Here is a 20,116-nt window from a genome sequence, read left to right as displayed (position 1 = left end):
CTTTCCCCCTCCTCACTAACTTGCTGTTGCGGGTGTCTCTTTTAATGAAATAAAAATTTGTACATTTATGGATTCTTTCACCGGATTGATTACTTATCTCTCATCTATTTTGGAGCGGTTTCCCATTCAATTGATCAATTCTCATCTATGGTGGAGCAGTTTTCCCAGCCTACTCAAAACAACATAAATCATCTATCTTAAATTCTATCGAAAAAACCTAGTAAATACTATCTATCAACCTTCACCTATAAAAAGGTTGATTTATTACACAAAAAAGCAGCCTCTTCACATAATGAAAGAGGCTACAGATTATTTACTAACCGGCATGGTGATCCTGCTTTTTCGTCAAATTTCGCGCTTGCTTTAGATCTCTTTCTACACGGGCATTCAAACGCTTCTCTATCAACTTCCCAACCCACCATAAAATAACAATGGCCACAGCTGCAATTATCAATCTCACTGGGCTTGTCAAGAGCGATTTTAAATCATAGCCCAATACACTCATACCTAAAATCATGACAAACTTTCCTGCAAGTAAAACGATTAAGTAAAATTTTTTATGGATATGTGACAACCCCGCTACAATATTGACAATCACAGATGGTGTAAAAGGGAAGCAGAGGAGGACAAAAAGAGGGCTGATGCCATTCATATCCACCCATTTAATAAGCTTCTGTACTTTTTTACTACCTGTTAAGAATTGTAGTCTTGGATGTTTGCCAAAATGACGCACAAGTAAGAAAACCGCATAGGAGCCAGCTACAGAGCCTAGCCAAGATAATAGAAATCCTAGCCATAAGCCGAATGCACTGGCATTCGCCACAACGAATACGACTAATGGTAGGAATGGTAAAAATGCCTCTAAAAATGGGAGCAGTAAACCAATGATTGGGCCAAACGTTCGATACTGTGCCGCAACCTGTTCAATATTTTCTACAGTAAACCATTCATTCAACGTCGACACCTCTATTTATACTGTAAAATTAAATGAAAAATTGTTAACCCTTCTGAAGTATTACGATATTCATGGGGTTGATGTCCTGAGAATACTAGTGTATCCCCTTCATCTAGTAATTCATGCATGTCTCCAGCAGAAATAACTGCTTGTCCTTTAATAACCATTACAGTTTCCTCTACCCCTTCTGTATGGGCTTCACTCCTACTAACTGCTCCTGGCTCCATTTCAACCTTATAAAACTCCCAGCCTCGCTCTGGATTATACGGAATAATGGAGTAGACACGATAACGTCCATCATCCTCATCTACATGTGGTACATCTTTACTGCTATAACGCATGTAATGGGCAGTTGGCGGCTGTAATAATGAAGAGAATGACATACGCATACCCGCTGCAATTTTCCAAATTGTTGAAACAGTCGGATTGGCCTCTCCTTTTTCGATTTGCGCAAGCTGTGCTTTACTGACACCTGTCGCTTTGGCCACATCATCGAGACTTAAATGACGTTGCTGTCTAATTTTCTTTAATTGAAATGCTAAATTTCGACTCATTTGTTCCATCTTTACTCACCAATTTCTATTGTTTATTTTATCAGACATATGTATACTTTAATAAACATCAAGAACTATCAAACAATTCCATCAATAGTATACATGGAAATTATCAAGAAAGGATGACCTATTTATGACAAGTACAACAGAGCTTCAACATGATGACACAACAAGCTCTTCCAATGACAGTTTTTTACAAGGCGTGAAAGATTGCGTGCCTACATTACTCGGTTATATTAGTATAGGACTGGCATTTGGGGTTGTAGGTTCCGCTTCAGGGTTATCTGTCCTTGAAATCGCGCTATTAACGATACTGATTTACGCAGGCTCTGCACAATTTATTTTTTGTGCACTTCTTTTAACAAGTAGCCCTGCCTCTGCTATCATTGTAACCATTTTCGTAGTGAATCTACGCCATTTATTAATGAGTTTAACATTAGCACCTCATTTTACGCGCTACTCCATGCTTAAAAATGTTGGCTTTGGTACATTATTAACGGATGAAACCTTTGGTGTAGCAGTCACAAAGCAAATGCAAACAGGTAAATTATATGGTAAATGGATGGATGGGTTAAATATAACAGCCTATATCTTCTGGATTCTTTCCTGTATTACGGGTGCCTTTTTAGGACAGTGGGTAGCAAATCCTGAAAAATGGGGTTTAGATTTTGCCTTGGTTGCCATGTTTATTGCACTTTTAGTTTTGCAATTGAGCAGTGTTGGCAAAAGTAAAATCATGCATTATATCAAGTTAATTGGCTATATGGCGGTTATTATGTATGGTCTTTCTTATGTAGTCCCTTCACATGTGGCTGTGCTACTGGCAACCGTGATTGTCGCAACAATTGGGGTGGTGACAGATAAATGACAACAACTTCTTATATGGTCTGGCTTATTATCGGTTGCGCACTTGTAACATGGCTACCACGTGTCATTCCATTTATTTTTGTGCGTAGTGTAACACTACCTGATGTTGTGCTAAAATGGCTTAGTTTTATTCCTGTTTGCATATTAAGTGCTCTTGTCATTGAAAATTTAATAGATACTGAAAGCGGCAAAGTAGTGACATTTGATTGGCCAGTCTTTATTACATTTGTTCCTACTCTTATTATTGCCCTTGTCACAAAAAGCTTATCGATTACAGTAGTTGCAGGAGTAATCATTATGGCAGCTGTGCGATTTTTCATGTAAATAGGTCAGTCCTATTGGTAAGCTGTACCCTATAAGATAGACACTTGAAAAAGGTCATCTTATAGGGTACAGTTTATGCCTGGACTGACCCTTTCTTATTTATTCATTTTACTTGCTAGCCAAAAGCCTACTGTTAATGAAAATGCATCGATAACGAAAATAATAGGTGGGGACGTATAGCCTGCATATACAGAGGCAGCAATAAGTGCAATGGCTAATAATAATGCAACATAGCGATTATAGGTAATTCTAGTGAATAGTAATACCAATAAAGCTGGTATGAATAATGCTAACATCATTTTCCCAAAAACGTCCATTATACTTCCCTCGGCTCAGCTAATAATAATCCAATGCGGTAATGATCATTGCTATAAATCACATGTTGCGTTAAACGTAATTCATTGTTTCGGTCTAAAACCTCGAGACGACAATGAGCTGCATTTAATTGCAGTGCTTCGTATAACTCTTTTTCTGTAAAAATTGACACACCATTTACTTTACGGATACATTCCCCTGCAAGTAAGCCCATTTTCTCAGCAGGTGAATCAGGAAGCACGGCTGCAATAATAGCCCCCTTCGTACTTGGCGCAACTGCATAATGATCTGTTTTTTCCTGTTGTGCAAAGTAGATAGCAATTATAATACGGATAATTACACCAACAGTAAGTGTAATGAATCCAACCAATGGCTCAAAATATGCAGCCAATCCTCCAATTAAAATAAGCTGTCCTAGTAAAAAAACAGGTCGGCCAATTTTTGGATACATGTAAGCTGGTAATTCCTTTCTTGTCAGTTTAGTAAAGCCAATGACAAGTGGAAATAACACAAGTGCAAAGCTACTATGACCTAACGTAAACTGTGGCCAATATGGGAATATAGCCGAAATCGCATCGCCAGGAATAACAAAGAAAATAGGTAATACCCATACATTTTTTGACCGATAGACAATTGCCTGCATACCCCGCTTCGTTTTCTCAATACAAGGTGTTGTAACCTTCATCGCCATACGTCGAATTAATAGCCCTTCTGCAATGACACTAAGGCCCGCAAGAATGGTAATTGTCACAATTGCGCCACTCTCTAAATGGACACCCTCTATTGAAATTTTCCACCAGGAAAATGACCAATTGTAATAGGACATACCCCATATGGCAAGTGTGGCAATCCCCATTGTTAAAATAGGTGACATTGCATTCATGACAAATAAGAGAAGTGCTACTATAGAAACTGCCGTTAAAATGATTAAAAATTCCTTTGGGACAGTTAGACCTGCTCCAATACTAATGACAGAAATAATTAGTGCATAGAGCCACCCATCTTTCCATTGTCCGATTAGCTCCGTCCAGCCCCAAATAATACGTCTATTAAAATTTTTACGCTCCTGTTTTACTCGACGATAACCTAAAATAATAGCAAATATTATGACTATATATAGTAATGGGTTGAGTAAAAAGCGGCCAATCGCTGTTACAATTTCTATTAATATCTCACTAACCATACGAACACCCGCCATTTCTTTGTTGAATACTATGAATTTATTGTATCAAAGGACTACACGCTTGCGTAGTACAAACTCATAGAAAGCTTTGTATTATGGTATTTTTGTTCTGTCAGCAAGTTTTATTGGTCAATCGTATGCAGTAAAAAACTAGTGGCCATTTGGAATTGTTGGTCATTTTGACGATCTGCTTTAAAATCCTTTAACGTTTCGTTTAAACTATTAAAGAAAGTCGTGTCCATATAAAATTCATCTTCTGCTAGCTTTAACTTTTTCTGTTTACGATAAAGATTAACGGCCTCTGCGGTCGTTTCATCCATATAGCCATCTAAACGATCGATTTGATAGCCTAGTTTCTGCAAGGCATTTTGTGAATAGGAAATCTCTTCACTCATATCACCCACTTTAAACTTACCCGTTAGTGGATGCAGTTGAAAAGCAAACAGTTCATTTTGCTCGATCATTAAACTGGCTTCAATGCCCTGCCCATGAATCCATTCACGTTTTGGTGTTAGCCATTTGTTGGTTGATAATTTAAGCTCCCCGCCATTGGAAAGCTCCCAAGATTCTTGTACAGTCCCTTTTCCAAAGCTCTTAACCCCTACAAGAGAAGCGCGTCCCCAGCCTTTTAAAGCACCGCTCAATACTTCACTTGCAGATGCACTACCTTGATTTTGCAAAACAACAATTGGAATTTTATTCATCGTTTCTATATATTTTTCATCAAAGCCTTTTGTTTGCGTTTTTAATGGTTCCATAGCACCTTCCGCATTTTGCATATATGCAAATACTTTGCCATTGTCTAATACTGTGCTCAGTAGCGCTGCGACGCTATGTAAATAACCACCTGGATTATCCCGTACATCGATCACAATTCCTTCCACATCTTTACGAAGTAATTTACTCGTTTCTGCCACCCATTCATTGGCGGTTTTTTCACCGAATAATGAGATTACTACATAGCCAATGGCTGTATCTTCTACCTTCACTACCTCACTAGTTACCGTTTTATTGGAAATTGCTGCACGCTCCATCGTCATCTTAATATGCTTATCTTCACTTGGACGATAGACAACAATGGTTACTTTCGTTCCCTTTTCTCCTTGAATTAAATGCATTAATTCACTCATCGTTTTCCCATCTATACGTACCCCATCAACTTGTACAATTTCATCGAGTGAACGCATGCCAGCTTTCTCTGCGGGTGATGAGCGAACAGGTGACACAACGATAAACTTCCCTTTATTTTCTGTTAGTTCAATACCGATGCCTACTCGTTCCTCAGCTAGCATTTGCCGATGTTGCTCAGCCTCTTCCTTGGAGTAATACGTACTATAAGGATCTTTAATGGCATCAGCCATCCCACGAAGAGCCCCCTCCACCAATGCATCCTTTTTTGTACTATATACTGATTTTTCTTCAATGATTGTCATAGCCTCACCAATAGTATCAACCTCCGTAACAGGCTCTTTTTTATCGCCAATATTAAACCAATCAAAGTAAATACCACTGCCCACCACCAAACTACTAAGTAGGACTCCGACACCGGCTGTTAATTTGCGCAAATCTTCCCTCCTCCGTCTCTTTTACTGTATGACTCTATTTTTTCAAACATACAAAATTACCTTTCAAATTTGTTAAGAGAGAATATTTGACTTTACACATGCATGTTGGTTGTTGATTCTAGGGAATGTACCTTGGTTCCGCGAGTATTCACCTTGACTTCGCGGGTATTTACTCTGCTTCCGCGAGTATTCGCCTCGACTTCGCGGGTATTCATCCTAGCTACATGAAAAATAAAAAAATCTGCTCGTTTCCACAATAGAAAACGAGCAGATTTTTTATGAATCAATCTAGTGCATCTACATAATCATTTAACATATCCACGTCCATCGGTCCTCTGATGGCGCGTTGAATGAGGCCCTTGGAATCAATAAAATAGGTGGTTGGAATCGTAATGACTTGATAATTCAAGCCAGCTTCATTGTCAGGGTCCAATAAAATAGGGAACGTTAGCTCAAAGCTATCTCTAAATGTCATCACTGTGTCCACTTTGGCATCAGCGGTCACATCACGTTCGGCTTCTGTTAAATTGACCGCTATAATTTCAACGTTTTTCTCTTCTGCATACTCATCATAGAAGCTTTGCATATGCGGCATTTCCGCCTTACAAGGTGGGCACCATGTCGCCCAGAAATTTAAAACGACTTTTTTTCCACGAAGATCGCTTAACGTGATATCTTCCCCGTCTAAGCTTGTTAAGGTGAAATCAGGCGGTATATCGCCTTTGCTTAAGCCGGTTTCTAGCTCCTCCATATCCTTACCTAGAGCCGATTTATCAATAGCACGTTCTTCGTCAATTTGTTGTTTTACATATGTACCAATCATCGCAACCACTAATAGCACAACGATCAGCAGCCCAATATTTTTTTTCATTTCTTACCTCCCACATTGATGCGTTCATGCTGAATAGTTAAGCCCAAACAAAATAGTATTACACTGACAACTACAGCTATTTGCCCTATACCAAGCGGCTGGAAGATAGCCACTATCAAATAGCTAATTGTATAGAGTATGAGAGCTTGTTTCACCGCTACTAATCTCCATAATATGACGAGCGTGACTACACTTAGCACAGCTAATGTTATAACTTCACTCGATATGTTGTTGTCATTAAGTAGAACAGCAAGCATTTGATAAATGGATTGCGTTAGAATAATAGCCCAGCTACCAGCTATCATCTCTTGTTCCTCAAGCTGTAGACTCTGTCGCTTTCTCCATATTTGCAAGGATGCTACGATGACACCGAGAAGAACCCCCATTGTTCCACCATTAAAATAAAGCAATGTAATTGGATTGTTTATTACCGTTTTGAAATCTGTCACAAGCAAACTTAGCTTCCAAACAATAATAAAGGTGAAAATGGCATCACTATATAGCTCAGACCACTTTTTAGAAAATTGTAAGCGCAAGATAAGCCACACAATAATAAAAGTAATAAGTAAAGCGACTGCAGTAGCTGGTAAAGTTAACGTTCGGATTGAGTACCACTCTGTATTTATCAATTCAACGAATCCTCCTCCGAAAGCATAGCATAGAACCTTTTTAAAAAAAGACTATTTCACACTGTTTTAAGAAAATCTTCAGAAATAACAACAATAAAAATACCCCATTAAGTATATATTCATCATAACATTATTTAGAATCTTATAATAGCGATGAAACTTTCAATCGAATAATTCGCAAAATGAGAAAATGGGAGGAGTGATACTTTCAAAGAGACTTATCCTATGGATTGCTGCTAATTTCTTGGTATTAGTGTTCTGATGCTGTACTCAGAGTATCGAACAAAGCATTTACTACAAGATTTTTTACCTAATAAAAATCTTCTAGAAATAGTAAATAAGATGACAATTTGGGAAGTTGACAATGGTACCAATAAAAGTTTTGCCATTATCAATCGTGAAAATCCACGATTAGATGATTTGCATTTAGTCTTAAGTACCTGGGGAGTAAAAAGAACCTTATTAAATAACAAACAAGCTGATGTTGTCTATCAATTGGCTATTACTTATTCAAAAATGGTTTATTGCCTATTAATGGGTAAACCTATAAGTGTGAATGGTGAAACATTCGATGAAATATTAAAAGCTATACACTAGAAAACGCTAGTGTATAGCTTTTATGTTTACAATGGAATATATTTCAGTGGATTTACACTGCCGACTGCTTGTCCTTTCCAAGGACCAATATGCACTTCAAAGTGTAAGTGTGGGCCAGTAGAGCGACCTGTACTACCCATGGCTGCAATTTGCTGACCTTGTGTTACTTCTTGTCCTACACTAACATTAAATGCACTTAAATGTGCATAAACGGTTGTGTAAATTTGTCCATCGATAGAGTGCGTCACAATGACAACATTACCATACGAACTAAGTGGTGCTGCGTAAGAAACAACGCCATCTGCTGCTGCCCATATTGGTGTTCCCGTTGCATTTGCAAGGTCGACACCATAATGGAATTCAGGACCTGCTCCAAGATTTCGCCAACCATATGGTGATGTTAAGCGACCATTCGTCGGTTTAATCCAAGTTCCGTTTGATTGAGGCGCATGGACTGTACCACCAGATGATCCGCCACCATTGTTAGCAGCAGCTGCTGCTGCGGCCGCGGCGGCTGCTTTACGTTTCGCCTCTTGCTGACGCGCAATTTCAGCCAAACGATTTTGTTCAGCAATAATTTGATCTTGCAATTCCTGACTTACTTCCAAAGCCTCCGAGTATTCTTTTTCAAGTAATACCTTTTCGGATTTCAGCTTTTCTTGCTCTTTCTCTAATTGGTCTACTAGTTTATTTTTCTCAGTTTTTTGACTGTCTAAGGATGCTTTTAATCGTTCAAGCTCAGCTTTTTTACCTTCTAGGTTTTTACGTTTCTCTTCTACACTTTGCTTTTGCTCTTCTAATTTTTGTTTATCATCTTTTTGATCTTGAATAATTTGACGATCCGCTTCCAATAATGCATTAACTGCAGAGAAACGATCAATAAAGTCTACAAAACTATTAGAGCCTAGCAATACATCTAAATAACTTACAGAGCCCCCAGCTTGAATGGCACGTGCACGTTCTTGTAACAATAAATCGCGCTCTTCAATTTTATGCAAAAGCTCTTCAATAGAAGCTTCTAACTTTTTAATTTCCTCATTTGTTACCCGAATATCTGCTTGTACTTTTTTAATATTACTATTAGTTTTGTCGATTTCAGCGTTCAATGCTTGAATTTGATCTAAGATTTGTTGTTGCTTTTCTTGATTAGCTGTAATTGCATTTGATTTATTGCTGATAGATGAATTTAACTGATTCTTCTTTGTTTCAACTTGTTTCTTTTCTTCTTTTAAATCCGATAAACTTGTTGCATATGCTGATGGAGTTTGGATAAAAAGAATTAGAGCAGATGCTGCTGCAAGTGTTTTTAATGTGTTTTTCGCCTTACTTTTCACCGATTGAACTCCCCTTCGACTATTCTTTTCTTTTTCACAAATATCCGTTGTGACTAAATTTTTAAAAACTTACGTACTGACATGAAACTTCCCCAAATACCGATCAGTACACCAATGAGTAACAGAAGACCGCTTACCTGATACACAAGTGGAGAAAAATCTAGTAATTGAACAAGCTCTCCTTGTAAACGTGGTGCAATAATTATATATATATTGTGGTAAAGGGTTGTGACAACCGCAATCGGAATAATTGAACCTAAAATTCCAAGCCACATACCTTCTAATAAGAATGGGATACGCACGAATGAATTTGTAGCCCCTACAAGTTTCATAATTTCTATTTCATCACGACGAGCTATAATCGTTATACGAATTGTATTCGAAATTAAGAAAATTGCCGTAAATAATAACCCTAAAATAAGTACGATTCCTACATTACGACTAATATTTAAGAAGTTAAATAGTTTTTCAACTTTTCCTTCGCCATACATTACATCATATGTATACTCATATTTATCAATGGTTTTCGCAACTTTTGCTGTTTGCTGTGGATCAGCGGCTTTTACATAAATAACGTTACGTAAAGGGTTACTTTGTTCAAATAGTTTAAAATCATCACCAAAGTCTTTTACTAGCTTGGTTAACTCATCTTCCTTAGTGGAATATGTCATTTCTGAGACACCAGGCAATTTTTTGACTTTTTCGATGAGTGCTTTTTCCGCAGCTTCATCTGCTGTCTCATCAATTAACACTTTAATTTCGACATCGTTTTCTAAATCCGTTGCTACTTTATTTAAATTCATCATAATAAGCGCAAAAACACCTACTAGAATGAGCGTAACGGTAACGGCACTGACAGAGGCAATGGTCATCCAGCTATTACGACCAAGTGATTTGATACTTTCCCGGAAGTGGCGCTTTACTGTACTAAATTTCATAGCCGTATTCACCTCCGTGTTCATCACGGACAATTAAGCCGCCTTCAATGGCAATAACACGACGACGAATCGTATTTACAATTTCACGGTTGTGGGTTGCCATTACAATCGTTGTCCCACGTGCATTAATTTCCTCAAATAAATTCATAATTTCCCATGATGTTTCAGGGTCAAGGTTCCCCGTAGGTTCATCTGCAATCACCACTTTTGGAACATTGACGATCGAACGAGCAATCGATACACGTTGCTGCTCTCCGCCTGAAAGTTCATTCGGAAACATTCTTGCTTTATGCTTCAATCCAACTAGTTCTAACACTTCCATAACCCGGCGTCGGATTTCATCTGGCTTTTCCTCTATTACTTCAAGCGCAAACGCTACATTCTCATAAACATTCAAACGAGGTAGCAATTTGAAATCTTGGAAAACTACACCAAGTTGACGGCGCAAAAAAGGGACCTTCTTATTCTTTAAAGTTGCTAAATCAATACCATTTACAATTATTTGTCCTGATGTTGCTTTTTCTTCCCGGTACATCAATTTAATAAATGTGGATTTCCCTGCCCCACTTGGGCCAACAACATACACAAATTCGCCTTGCTTTATATTAATGGAAATACCATTTGTCGCAACAACACCGTTTGGGTATTTCTTTGTCACATTTTTCATTTCTATCATGATTAAACCACCTAAAACTCTCATCTATGTAAGAGGTATTTCTTTTACTATTATAGCACTCTATTTCTGTTTTTTTATTACATTTTCATTTCAATCCGTGGCAGTTCCTTCTATTTCATTCTTTCCTTGCCATTATCCTTAAAAATATGACAAAAATAAAAACAAGATTCGCCTCTATATGCTAGGTCGAATCCTGTTTGAAAAGAAAAAGCATTCAAGCTTTAACTTGAATGCTCCTACTGTTAAATTTGTTGTTCATCTGTTGTTGTGTAGCGTACTAAAACAGCACCAGTTTTCGATTCACCTTCGATAAATAGGCGATTCGCATTTTCAACTTCTTTGTCGAAACGGACTACTTTGGATAAGAATTGATCTTGAGACTCCATTTTAGAAACATCCTGGATACCCACATCCACTTTACCGAAATTCGTTACGACTTTACCGCTCAATGAAATTGTTCGTGGGACATACAATTCTACTGCTCCAGCAACTGTTTGAGCTTTAATTTTAGAAGAATTTGTCGAGCATGTTGTTACGACTACATGTCCATTGACAGACTTAGCTTCAACTTCATCCAATGCACCATCCAAATAAACACGCCCATTCAATGTTTCAGCCTCTAAATCCTTCCCTCGAACATTCGTTAATTCAATGGAACCATTAGAAGAATCCACTTCAGCTTTTCCAAAATTAAACTTCGTACCTTTAATGGCACCGTTTAACGTTTTCACTTTTAATTCTTCAAAATCTGTATCCTGTAATGAAACACTACCATTCATTAGACGAACAGATAATTTTTCAAGTTTATCCTTTGGTACTAGCACCTTCACATTGACTTGAACCAGCTTTAATTGGCTCAAAATACGAAGTGATTGTTCTTCCTCTTTCACAACAAATTGCTCTAAAAAGTGATTGCGAGTTTCTTCTTCACTTTCGTTCATTAAAGGTGCCTTTACCTTGCAAATCACCTGAAGAGTTTCTCCTTCACTGGATTCCAATGAGAAGTTACCATTAGGTAATTCAACGATAATATTGTCTACATTGGCAGCAGCCACTTCTTCTGTATGGGTAAATTCACTTTTATCTCCAAATGGAGAAGCTACATCAAATTCCTTTACCTTTTTAACAGCCGTATTCATCATATCCATAAAAAGAGAACCGATTTGCGTTAAATCCTTACGAAAATCTTGCATTTCATCTTGGAAGTATTTCATAAAATCATCTTTTTTCTTGTCACCATCTTTTGATTTTTCTTCAAATAATGGCTCTTTTTCACTTGAAAAGGATTGCGTCTCTTTCGACACATCATTCATAACATGTTGAGTAGACTTGCCAGGTTGCTCTAATGCTTCTAATAATGTAATCGCCTCTTGTGCCGAAATTGTTCCTTTTTCTACAAGTTCTAAAATTCGTTGACGTTCATTTTGCATAAATAAATAGCCTCCCTCAGTTCGTTATACTATTTATACGATTCATCATGTGAAAAGTTTCACTGCAAAATTGAATAAATTGGGTCTTTTCATTTCAACATCGTCAGGCTTTTACCTATGAAGATTTTATGGCTCTTTTTTTAGATTTGTTGGATCACTTCTGACCTATATTTGAGCGGGTTCTTCCCATATCGGATTATTTTCAATCTGGATTGAGCGACTTTCTCCAATTTCAGATCACCTTTCAAATCCAGATTAATCATTTCCATTCGAATGTAAAACCCTTAAGACTTAGAAGCTTCAGCTAGTAAAGCATCCATTCGCATACGATCACGTTCCAGAATTGGCTTTAAGTATTTGCCTGTATAGGAGCCAGCTACTTCTACTACCTCTTCAGGTGTACCAGTTGCAACAATCGTACCACCTTTGTCTCCACCTTCTGGACCTAAGTCAATGATATAATCAGCTGTTTTAATCACATCTAAGTTATGCTCAATAACTAATACTGAATCACCGTTTTCAACAAGACGCTGCAACACGACAAGTAAACGAGCAATATCATCGGCATGTAATCCTGTTGTTGGTTCATCTAAGATATAGAAGGATTTCCCTGTTGAGCGTCGATGTAATTCAGAGGCCAGTTTTACACGCTGCGCCTCACCGCCCGATAAGGTTGTGGCTGGTTGTCCTAATTTCATATAGCCCAACCCCACATCAACAATCGTTTGTAGCTTACGCTGGATTTTTGGAATATTTTCAAAGAACACAACTGCATTTTCAATCGTCATATCTAGAATATCTGCAATACTCTTATCTTTATACTTCACCTCAAGTGTTTCACGGTTATACCGTTTGCCGTGACATACTTCACATGGTACATAAACATCTGGAAGGAAATGCATTTCAATTTTGATAATGCCGTCACCACGACATGCTTCACAGCGACCACCCTTGACATTAAAGCTAAAGCGTCCTTTTTTGTAGCCTCGTACCTTTGCTTCATTTGTTGCTGCGAAAACATCGCGAATATCATCAAAAACACCTGTATAAGTTGCTGGATTTGAACGAGGTGTACGCCCAATTGGCGATTGGTCAATATCGATTACTTTTTCAAGCTCATCGATACCTGTCACTTCTTTATGCTCACCAGGCTTAACCTTTGAACGATTCAGCTTCTGTGCCAAAGATTTATATAAAATTTCATTAATCAGTGTCGATTTCCCTGAACCAGACACACCTGTCACTGCCACAAATATGCCTAATGGAACATCTACTTTAACATTGCGTAAATTATTTTCCTTGGCACCTTTAATAGAGAGCTTTCGATCATTTGGTTGACGTCTTTCTATTGGTAAAGGAATAAACTTTCTACCGCTTAAATATTGTCCAGTTAAAGATTTTTCATTATTCATAACTTCCTGCGGTGTACCTGCTGCCACAATTTGACCGCCATGGACGCCTGCTCCAGGTCCTACATCGATGAGATAATCTGCTGCAAGCATCGTATCTTCATCATGCTCTACCACAATCAGCGTATTCCCGATGTCACGCATATTTTGTAGCGTGCTAATCAGCCGATCATTATCACGCTGGTGCAAACCAATCGAAGGCTCATCTAAAATATAGAGGACTCCCGTTAATCGTGAACCAATTTGCGTAGCAAGGCGAATACGTTGTGCTTCTCCACCAGATAATGTACCTGCTGCACGACTCAATGTTAAATAGTCTAAACCAACATTCACAAGGAAGCCCAATCGTTCTTCGATTTCTCGTAAAACTAATCGAGCAATTTGCATATCCTTTTCAGTAAGATTAAGCTCTTTGAAGAATGTGTCTGCTTCCTGAATTGAATATTGTGTGACCTCACCGATATGTTTATCAGCTACTTTCACTGCTAGCGTTTCAGGCTTTAAACGATACCCTTTACATGAAGGGCAAGCCTGCTGTGCCATGTATTTTTCCATCTGCTCACGAACATAATCGGATGTCGTCTCTTTAAAACGTCGCTCAACATTGCGCACGACACCCTCAAATTCAATCATTTGATCTCGCACATTGCCAAACTCATTTTCATAATGGAAGTGTATCTTGTCTTTTCCAGAGCCATATAAAACCTTGTCCATTTTTTCCTTTGGCAAATCCTTCACAGGCACGTCCATAGGAATATCGTAATGATCACATACAGCTTTTAATAATTGTGGGTAGTACTGCGAACTTGTTGGTTCCCATGGTGCGATGGCATGCTCTAACAAGGAACGATCCCAATCAGGCACCACTAAATCTAAATCCACCTCTTGTGTTGAACCTAAGCCATCACAGCTTGGACAAGCACCAAACGGACTATTAAATGAAAACATACGAGGCTCTAACTCACCAATAGAAAAACCACATAATGGGCAGGCGTGATGCTCACTAAATAGTAACTCTTCATGTTCCATCACATCAACAAGCACACGTCCATCTGCAAGGCGTAAAGCCGTTTCTAAAGAGTCACTCAGACGAGCAGCAATCCCTTCCTTCATAACAACACGGTCCACTACTACTTCGATGGAATGCTTTTTATTTTTATCAAGTTCGATAGCATCATCTAAATCACGCAATTCCCCATCAATTCGTACACGAACAAACCCCTGCTTTTTTAAATCTTCTAGCAGTTTAACATGGGTACCCTTACGTCCAGAAACCATTGGTGCAAGGAGCTGCATCTTAGTTCTCTCAGGATAGGTTAATAAACGATCCACCATTTGCTCAATCGTTTGGGAAGTGATTTCTATACCATGATTTGGACAGATTGGTTTACCAATGCGAGCATAAAGTAAACGTAGATAATCATAAATTTCCGTTACCGTACCAACAGTAGATCGTGGGTTACGACTTGTTGTTTTTTGGTCAATGGAAATAGCAGGGGATAAACCTTCTATCGCATCGACATCTGGCTTATCCATTTGTCCAAGAAATTGACGGGCATACGCGGAAAGGGACTCAACGTAACGACGCTGGCCCTCCGCATAAATTGTGTCAAATGCTAGAGAAGACTTTCCAGAGCCCGATAATCCTGTTAAAACGACTAATTGGTCACGCGGAATTGTGACATTAATATTTTTTAAATTATGAGCACGTGCACCTTGCACGACGATTTCAGTATTTTTCACAAGTCATTCACCCTTCTACCTTCAATTCAAATATTGTATCTCGTAACTCAGCCGCACGTTCAAAATCAAGCGCTTTTGCTGCTTCCTTCATTTCGACTTCTAGAGAAGCCACAAGCTGTTCTCTTTCCGCCTTTGTCAGCTTTTTGCCTTTTGTTGCCTTTGTTACATAGGATTCCTCTTCTTCTGCTACTTGTGTTGCACGAATCACATCTGGGATTTTCTTAATGATCGTTTGAGGTGTTATACCATGCTCCTCGTTATAAGCCATTTGTAAAGCACGACGACGTTTCGTTTCATCAATCGCCTTTTTCATCGAGTCTGTTACATGGTCTGCATACATAATGACATGACCATTCGCATTACGAGCAGCACGACCAATAGTTTGAATCAAAGAACGCTCTGAACGTAAAAATCCTTCTTTATCAGCATCTAGAATCGCCACAAGGGACACCTCAGGAATATCAAGACCTTCACGCAATAAATTAATACCAATTAGCACATCATACGTTCCTTTGCGTAGCTCACGGATAATTTCAATACGCTCTAGTGTCTTAATTTCTGAATGTAGGTATTCTACTTTTAAGCCCATTTCCTTCAAGTAGGCCGATAAATCCTCGGACATTTTCTTCGTTAGCGTTGTCACTAAAACTCGCTCATCACGCGCAATTCGATCTTGTATTTCATCAATTAAATTATCGATTTGCCCTTCAATAGGACGTACGTCGATTAATGGATCTAATAATCCAGTTGGTCGGATAATTTGCTCTACCATTTCTGGTGTATGCTCCAGCTCATATGGACCAGGTGTGGCTGATACATAAATTGCTTGATGTACACGGTTTTCATACTCTTCAAAACGCAAAGGACGGTTATCAAGTGCTGATGGCAAGCGGAAGCCGTGTTCTACGAGCACACCTTTACGCGCTTGGTCACCATTGTACATTCCTCGAACCTGTGGAAGAGTTACGTGACTTTCATCAACCACAAGTAAAAAATCTTCTGGGAAGTAATCTAGCAACGTATATGGAGTAGCACCTGCTTCACGCAATGTTAAATGACGTGAATAGTTTTCAATCCCAGAGCAAAAGCCCATTTCACGCATCATCTCTAAGTCATAACGTGTACGTTGTTCTAAACGTTGTGCCTCTAGTAATTTATCTTCTGCACGTAATAATGCAAGTCGTTCCTCTAATTCTTTTTCTATGTTTTCAATCGCTTTACGCATTTTCTCTTCTCGTGTAACGAAGTGGGATGCTGGGAAAATAGCAACATGCTCTCTATCCGATAAAATCTCTCCCGTTAGTGCATCTACCTCACGAATGCGATCGATTTCATCACCAAAAAATTCCACACGAATACAATTCTCATCACGAGAGGCTGGGAAGATTTCCACTACATCTCCACGTACCCGAAATGTTCCGCGAGTAAAACTAACATCATTTCGCTCATACTGAACGTCCACAAGCTTGCGTAAAAGCTGATTACGTTCAATTTCCATACCTGTACGAATGGAAACAACCATTTCTCGATATTCTTCGGGAGAACCTAAACCATAAATGCAGGACACAGATGCAATAATAATGACATCCTCACGCTCAAACAATGCAGAAGTAGCAGAGTGACGCAGCTTATCAATTTCATCGTTAATGCTAGAGTCTTTTTCTATATAGGTATCTGTCTGCGGTACATAAGCTTCTGGTTGGTAGTAATCATAGTAGCTGACAAAATATTCAACGGCGTTATTCGGGAAGAATTCTTTGAATTCACTATACAACTGGCCAGCTAGTGTTTTATTGTGTGCCATGATTAGTGTTGGTTTTTTGACTTGCTGGATGACATTCGAAATGGTAAACGTCTTACCTGTTCCAGTAGCACCAAGCAATGTTTGATGACGTTTGCCTGCTTTCACACCCTCCACTAATTCCGCAATGGCCTGTGGCTGATCCCCGTTAGGCTGATATGGCGCTTGTAAATCAAATGTTTGCACTCATGTCCCCGTCCTTTCCTTCCAATTTGTACATATATTTTAGCATAGCAATATTAAAATTTCGAACATTTAACGAACGAATGTTTGTAAAAATTTTTTTCATCTCTAAAATTTTTATTACATAACAATACGGTCAATTTAACTTATTACTCTTATAATAGCCGTTTTATTAGGTTTTCAAGCTTCATCGATGGATGAGATTTCCTGTTTTGCTTTATGTGCAGCTCACACTCTCTCACGAGTCGGGCTCTGTACTTTTGGAGCGGCTCTCCTTCTTTTATGAGCAGGGTCACTTCCCTTTGGAGCGGCTCTCTTCTTTTTATGAGCGGACTCTACTTTATCGGAGCGGCTTTCACTTTTTATAAACAGCGTCTCAAACTTTTTAAATGACTTTCCCCATTCTATAAGCAAAACCACTTTTTCTAACCAAAACATACACTCCTCACATCCAATGCAACTATTTTCAAAATCAAAAAAATCCCACTCTCCAATAGATATGGAGAGCGGGTTGGTCAATATGATTCATCTTCTGTTTGCTGTAAGGAAGTTAGTTCGGATGCGTATTGATAAAATGCGTTTTCATCTTTTTCATCAAGTGCTCTATCAATCAGAACCATGAGCTGCTCTTGCCGATGCATACGCTGGATACGATTTAAAAATAAATCTAAATAAATCTCGTTTAATAATTTCTCTGCCTCATCAACTTTTTTCGACTGACCAACGGCTTTCAGAAAATCTGTATACGAATAATATTTATCCAACGATCTCACCTCGATCCTTTTCTAAATTATATGAAAATTGAAATTAAAAAGCAATGCTTACGATTCGAAAATATCTTGGATTAGCTATTAATCAATTGATATTTAGAGCAAATTCTCTAAGCATTTCGTTCTTTTCTGAACGATTTTCAACTATTTCATCGAATTTAAGAAAGTCATATTCTGTTTTACACTACCGTTATCACTAGAAAAAAGGAGGCACTCCCTATATGACAACAAACTTTGTAAACGGCTACTTAATGTCATTCAATACTTATTTGCTGCAACCCATTCAGCACGACTCCAAAGTCTTCACGCATGTGATTGATAAGCATAATGAGCTGATTGTTACACGCAAACCGATGCATGTCCTTCGAAAATCCTGTCTCTCATTAGGATCAACTTATGAAGCCGCAAAACAATCGGCTAAACGTTTTTTCGGCAATCAACACAAGCTACCAATCGTCGTGGCCTTTGATTATGGTTATCCCTGTATTTTTCTTCCAACTTATTCACCCAGCTCCATTCACAATATATGGATAGGGCTTCATGCAATTATTAATATTACACCTAGTGAAATGGGGTGTATTGTAACATTAAAAAATAATAAACAAATCGAACTACCTATCCGATATGCATCCATTAGTAAACAATTTCTTAACGCTTCTATGCTGTATAAATACTACATGAGTGAACGTAAACAGCTTAGTCAAGATGCACCCTATCATCCACCCTTTTAACAAAGATTCCCCAAGAGCATCTCACTCTTGGGGAATCTGGGTATTAATTTATTTTTGAACGTAAATAGGCATTAATAAATGAATCTAAATCGCCATCCATTACTGCACCCACATTACCTGTTTCTTCATTTGTACGATGATCCTTCACCATCGAGTATGGGTGGAAGACATACGAACGAATTTGGGAGCCCCAGCCTATTTCTTTTTGCTCACCGCGTATTTCATCTAATTGCGCCTGCTGTTTATCAAGTTCTAATTGATATAGTTTCCCTTTTAACATCGTCATCGCTTTTTCACGGTTTTTAATCTGTGAACGCTCAGCTTGACATTGTACGATCGTACCAGTAGGAATATGCGTAATACGAACGGCAGAATCTGTCGTATTAATATGCTGACCACCTGCACCTGTTGCACGATACGTATCAATTTTTAAATCCTCTGTACGAATATCAATTTCAATATTGTCGTCAAACTCTGGCATAACATCACAGGAAACGAAAGACGTATGACGGCGGCCAGACGAATCGAATGGAGAAATGCGTACTAGACGATGCACACCTTTTTCCGCTTGTAAATAACCGAAAGCATTGTGACCTTTAATTGACAATGTTACAGATTTAATCCCAGCTTCATCTCCTGGTAGATAGTCCACTGTTTCCACTTTAAATCCACGCTTCTCAGCCCACCGTGTATACATACGTAATAGCATTGAACCCCAGTCCTGTGACTCTGTACCACCAGCACCAGGATGCAGCTCTAAAATGGCATTGTTTTGATCGTATGGGCCACTTAGCAGTAATTGAAGTTCAAAATCAGCCATCTTTTGTTGGAATTCTGCTAGTTCTTTGCCTAGTTCTTCTTGTAATTCTTCGTCTGGTTCTTCACGCAAAAGTTCCAGTGTCATATCTAAATTTTCATGTGTTTCCACTAAATCTTTATATTCATTGACTATAGCTTTTAAGCCATTTCCTTCATTGATAATCACCTGAGCACCCTGTTGATCATCCCAAAAGCCTGGCTCAAGCATCATTTCATCAAGCTCTTGAATACGTGCCTCTTTGTTCTCTAAGTCAAAGAGACCCCCTAAAGTCCGCCAATTTTTTGGCTGTAGTGTCTAATACATTGCGTACATCTGCTAATTCAATCATCGTTAAATCCTCCGAACGTTAGTCATGGAGCTAACACTTTATTCATAAAGCTCCGTATCTTTTTATTATAACGTTTTTAGAAACGAAAACATA

General features: G+C 38.5%; 19 protein-coding genes. 4 read left to right on the top strand and 15 right to left on the bottom strand.

Going from position 1 to position 20,116, the window contains the following annotated elements; all coding sequences use genetic code 11:
* Positions 1–316: 316 nt before the first annotated feature.
* Together LCP48_RS03880 and LCP48_RS03875 are read right to left on the bottom strand one after the other, a co-directional pair.
* Positions 317–955 (bottom strand): TVP38/TMEM64 family protein, encoded by a 639-nt coding sequence (locus tag LCP48_RS03880; RefSeq protein WP_009374150.1) that lies wholly within the window; start codon positions 953–955, stop codon positions 317–319.
* A gap of 11 nt (positions 956–966) precedes the next feature.
* On the bottom strand, positions 967–1,518 hold the full coding sequence (locus LCP48_RS03875; protein ID WP_004227499.1) for a helix-turn-helix domain-containing protein: 552 nt from the start codon (positions 1,516–1,518) through the stop codon (positions 967–969).
* A gap of 124 nt (positions 1,519–1,642) precedes the next feature.
* Here LCP48_RS03875 and LCP48_RS03870 point away from each other — a divergent pair, with 124 nt between their 5' ends.
* On the top strand, positions 1,643–2,377 hold the full coding sequence (locus tag LCP48_RS03870) for an AzlC family ABC transporter permease (protein WP_009374151.1): 735 nt from the start codon (positions 1,643–1,645) through the stop codon (positions 2,375–2,377).
* Positions 2,374–2,700, top strand: a complete 327-nt coding sequence (locus LCP48_RS03865; protein ID WP_004227502.1) for an AzlD domain-containing protein — start codon at positions 2,374–2,376, stop codon at positions 2,698–2,700. Before LCP48_RS03870 ends, LCP48_RS03865 begins: the two co-directional genes overlap by 4 nt.
* A 95-nt stretch (positions 2,701–2,795) precedes the next feature.
* On the opposite strand, the gene LCP48_RS03860 is transcribed toward LCP48_RS03865, so the two are convergent.
* The 5 genes from LCP48_RS03860 to LCP48_RS03840 all read right to left on the bottom strand — a co-directional run bounded on the left by LCP48_RS03860 (position 2,796) and on the right by LCP48_RS03840 (position 7,263).
* A complete protein-coding gene (locus tag LCP48_RS03860; RefSeq protein WP_004227503.1) occupies positions 2,796–3,017 on the bottom strand; it encodes a DUF2198 family protein in 222 nt (73 codons plus the stop codon).
* The gene (locus LCP48_RS03855) at positions 3,017–4,198 is read right to left on the bottom strand and encodes a PDZ domain-containing protein (protein WP_225340728.1); all 1,182 of its coding nucleotides are present in this window, start codon (positions 4,196–4,198) and stop codon (positions 3,017–3,019) included. The genes LCP48_RS03860 and LCP48_RS03855 overlap by 1 nt, the downstream gene beginning before the upstream one ends.
* 122 nt (positions 4,199–4,320) lie before the next feature.
* On the bottom strand, positions 4,321–5,763 hold the full coding sequence (locus tag LCP48_RS03850; protein WP_004227506.1) for a S41 family peptidase: 1,443 nt from the start codon (positions 5,761–5,763) through the stop codon (positions 4,321–4,323).
* A 283-nt stretch (positions 5,764–6,046) separates the two neighbouring features.
* Positions 6,047–6,634: a redoxin domain-containing protein gene (locus LCP48_RS03845; protein ID WP_009374154.1), complete on the bottom strand. Its 588-nt coding sequence runs from the start codon at positions 6,632–6,634 to the stop codon at positions 6,047–6,049.
* The gene (locus tag LCP48_RS03840) at positions 6,631–7,263 is read right to left on the bottom strand and encodes a hypothetical protein (RefSeq protein WP_004227510.1); all 633 of its coding nucleotides are present in this window, start codon (positions 7,261–7,263) and stop codon (positions 6,631–6,633) included. Before LCP48_RS03840 ends, LCP48_RS03845 begins: the two co-directional genes overlap by 4 nt.
* Positions 7,264–7,605: 342 nt before the next feature.
* Between LCP48_RS03840 and LCP48_RS03835 the strand changes: the two genes are divergently transcribed.
* Positions 7,606–7,860, top strand: coding sequence for a hypothetical protein (locus tag LCP48_RS03835; protein ID WP_225340727.1), 255 nt, complete (start codon positions 7,606–7,608; stop codon positions 7,858–7,860).
* Between the two features lie 26 nt (positions 7,861–7,886).
* On the opposite strand, the gene LCP48_RS03830 is transcribed toward LCP48_RS03835, so the two are convergent.
* From LCP48_RS03830 to LCP48_RS03800, 7 genes are all read right to left on the bottom strand, one after another.
* Complete coding sequence (locus LCP48_RS03830) at positions 7,887–9,194, bottom strand: murein hydrolase activator EnvC family protein (RefSeq protein WP_004227512.1); 1,308 nt, start codon at positions 9,192–9,194, stop codon at positions 7,887–7,889.
* A 53-nt stretch (positions 9,195–9,247) separates the two neighbouring features.
* Positions 9,248–10,132 (bottom strand): permease-like cell division protein FtsX, encoded by an 885-nt coding sequence (gene ftsX, locus LCP48_RS03825; protein WP_225340726.1) that lies wholly within the window; start codon positions 10,130–10,132, stop codon positions 9,248–9,250.
* Positions 10,122–10,808, bottom strand: coding sequence for a cell division ATP-binding protein FtsE (gene ftsE, locus LCP48_RS03820; RefSeq protein ID WP_004227515.1), 687 nt, complete (start codon positions 10,806–10,808; stop codon positions 10,122–10,124). Before ftsE ends, ftsX begins: the two co-directional genes overlap by 11 nt.
* Before the next feature lie 242 nt (positions 10,809–11,050).
* A complete protein-coding gene (locus LCP48_RS03815) occupies positions 11,051–12,238 on the bottom strand; it encodes a DUF4097 family beta strand repeat-containing protein (protein ID WP_004227517.1) in 1,188 nt (395 codons plus the stop codon).
* A 284-nt stretch (positions 12,239–12,522) separates the two neighbouring features.
* Positions 12,523–15,390, bottom strand: coding sequence for an excinuclease ABC subunit UvrA (uvrA, locus tag LCP48_RS03810; protein WP_004227519.1), 2,868 nt, complete (start codon positions 15,388–15,390; stop codon positions 12,523–12,525).
* A gap of 7 nt (positions 15,391–15,397) precedes the next feature.
* Complete coding sequence (uvrB, locus tag LCP48_RS03805; RefSeq protein WP_225340725.1) at positions 15,398–17,377, bottom strand: excinuclease ABC subunit UvrB; 1,980 nt, start codon at positions 17,375–17,377, stop codon at positions 15,398–15,400.
* Positions 17,378–17,889: 512 nt separating this feature from the next.
* Positions 17,890–18,138 carry an IDEAL domain-containing protein gene (locus tag LCP48_RS03800; protein ID WP_004227526.1) on the bottom strand — a complete coding sequence of 83 codons (249 nt, stop codon included), beginning with the start codon at positions 18,136–18,138 and terminating at the stop codon, positions 17,890–17,892.
* Positions 18,139–18,365: 227 nt separating this feature from the next.
* Here LCP48_RS03800 and LCP48_RS03795 point away from each other — a divergent pair, with 227 nt between their 5' ends.
* On the top strand, positions 18,366–18,875 hold the full coding sequence (locus LCP48_RS03795) for a competence protein ComK (RefSeq protein ID WP_004227527.1): 510 nt from the start codon (positions 18,366–18,368) through the stop codon (positions 18,873–18,875).
* 43 nt (positions 18,876–18,918) lie between these two features.
* Here the strand turns inward: LCP48_RS03795 and prfB are convergent.
* A protein-coding gene (gene prfB / locus LCP48_RS03790) for a peptide chain release factor 2 (protein ID WP_404805647.1) occupies positions 18,919–20,023 on the bottom strand; the annotation gives its coding sequence in 2 pieces (ribosomal slippage) (positions 18,919–19,947 and positions 19,949–20,023; 1,104 coding nt in all).
* Positions 20,024–20,116 lie beyond the last annotated feature (93 nt).

Source organism: Lysinibacillus capsici (assembly GCF_020217405.1).
GTDB classification, from domain to species: domain Bacteria; phylum Bacillota; class Bacilli; order Bacillales_A; family Planococcaceae; genus Lysinibacillus; species Lysinibacillus capsici.
This window is presented reverse-complemented; position numbering and strand designations above follow the sequence as displayed.

Bases quoted from the DNA above. Each gene is read 5' to 3' on its own strand.
- LCP48_RS03875 (WP_004227499.1), bottom strand. From the start codon at position 1,518: ATGGAACAAATGAGTCGAAATTTAGCATTTCAATTAAAGAAAATTAGA.
- LCP48_RS03870 (WP_009374151.1), top strand. From the start codon at position 1,643: ATGACAAGTACAACAGAGCTTCAACATGATGACACAACAAGCTCTTCC.
- LCP48_RS03865 (WP_004227502.1), top strand. From the start codon at position 2,374: ATGACAACAACTTCTTATATGGTCTGGCTTATTATCGGTTGCGCACTT.
- LCP48_RS03860 (WP_004227503.1), bottom strand. From the start codon at position 3,017: ATGGACGTTTTTGGGAAAATGATGTTAGCATTATTCATACCAGCTTTA.
- LCP48_RS03855 (WP_225340728.1), bottom strand. From the start codon at position 4,198: ATGGTTAGTGAGATATTAATAGAAATTGTAACAGCGATTGGCCGCTTT.
- LCP48_RS03845 (WP_009374154.1), bottom strand. From the start codon at position 6,634: ATGAAAAAAAATATTGGGCTGCTGATCGTTGTGCTATTAGTGGTTGCG.
- LCP48_RS03835 (WP_225340727.1), top strand. From the start codon at position 7,606: ATGACAATTTGGGAAGTTGACAATGGTACCAATAAAAGTTTTGCCATT.
- ftsX (WP_225340726.1), bottom strand. From the start codon at position 10,132: ATGAAATTTAGTACAGTAAAGCGCCACTTCCGGGAAAGTATCAAATCA.
- ftsE (WP_004227515.1), bottom strand. From the start codon at position 10,808: ATGATAGAAATGAAAAATGTGACAAAGAAATACCCAAACGGTGTTGTT.
- LCP48_RS03815 (WP_004227517.1), bottom strand. From the start codon at position 12,238: ATGCAAAATGAACGTCAACGAATTTTAGAACTTGTAGAAAAAGGAACA.
- LCP48_RS03795 (WP_004227527.1), top strand. From the start codon at position 18,366: ATGACAACAAACTTTGTAAACGGCTACTTAATGTCATTCAATACTTAT.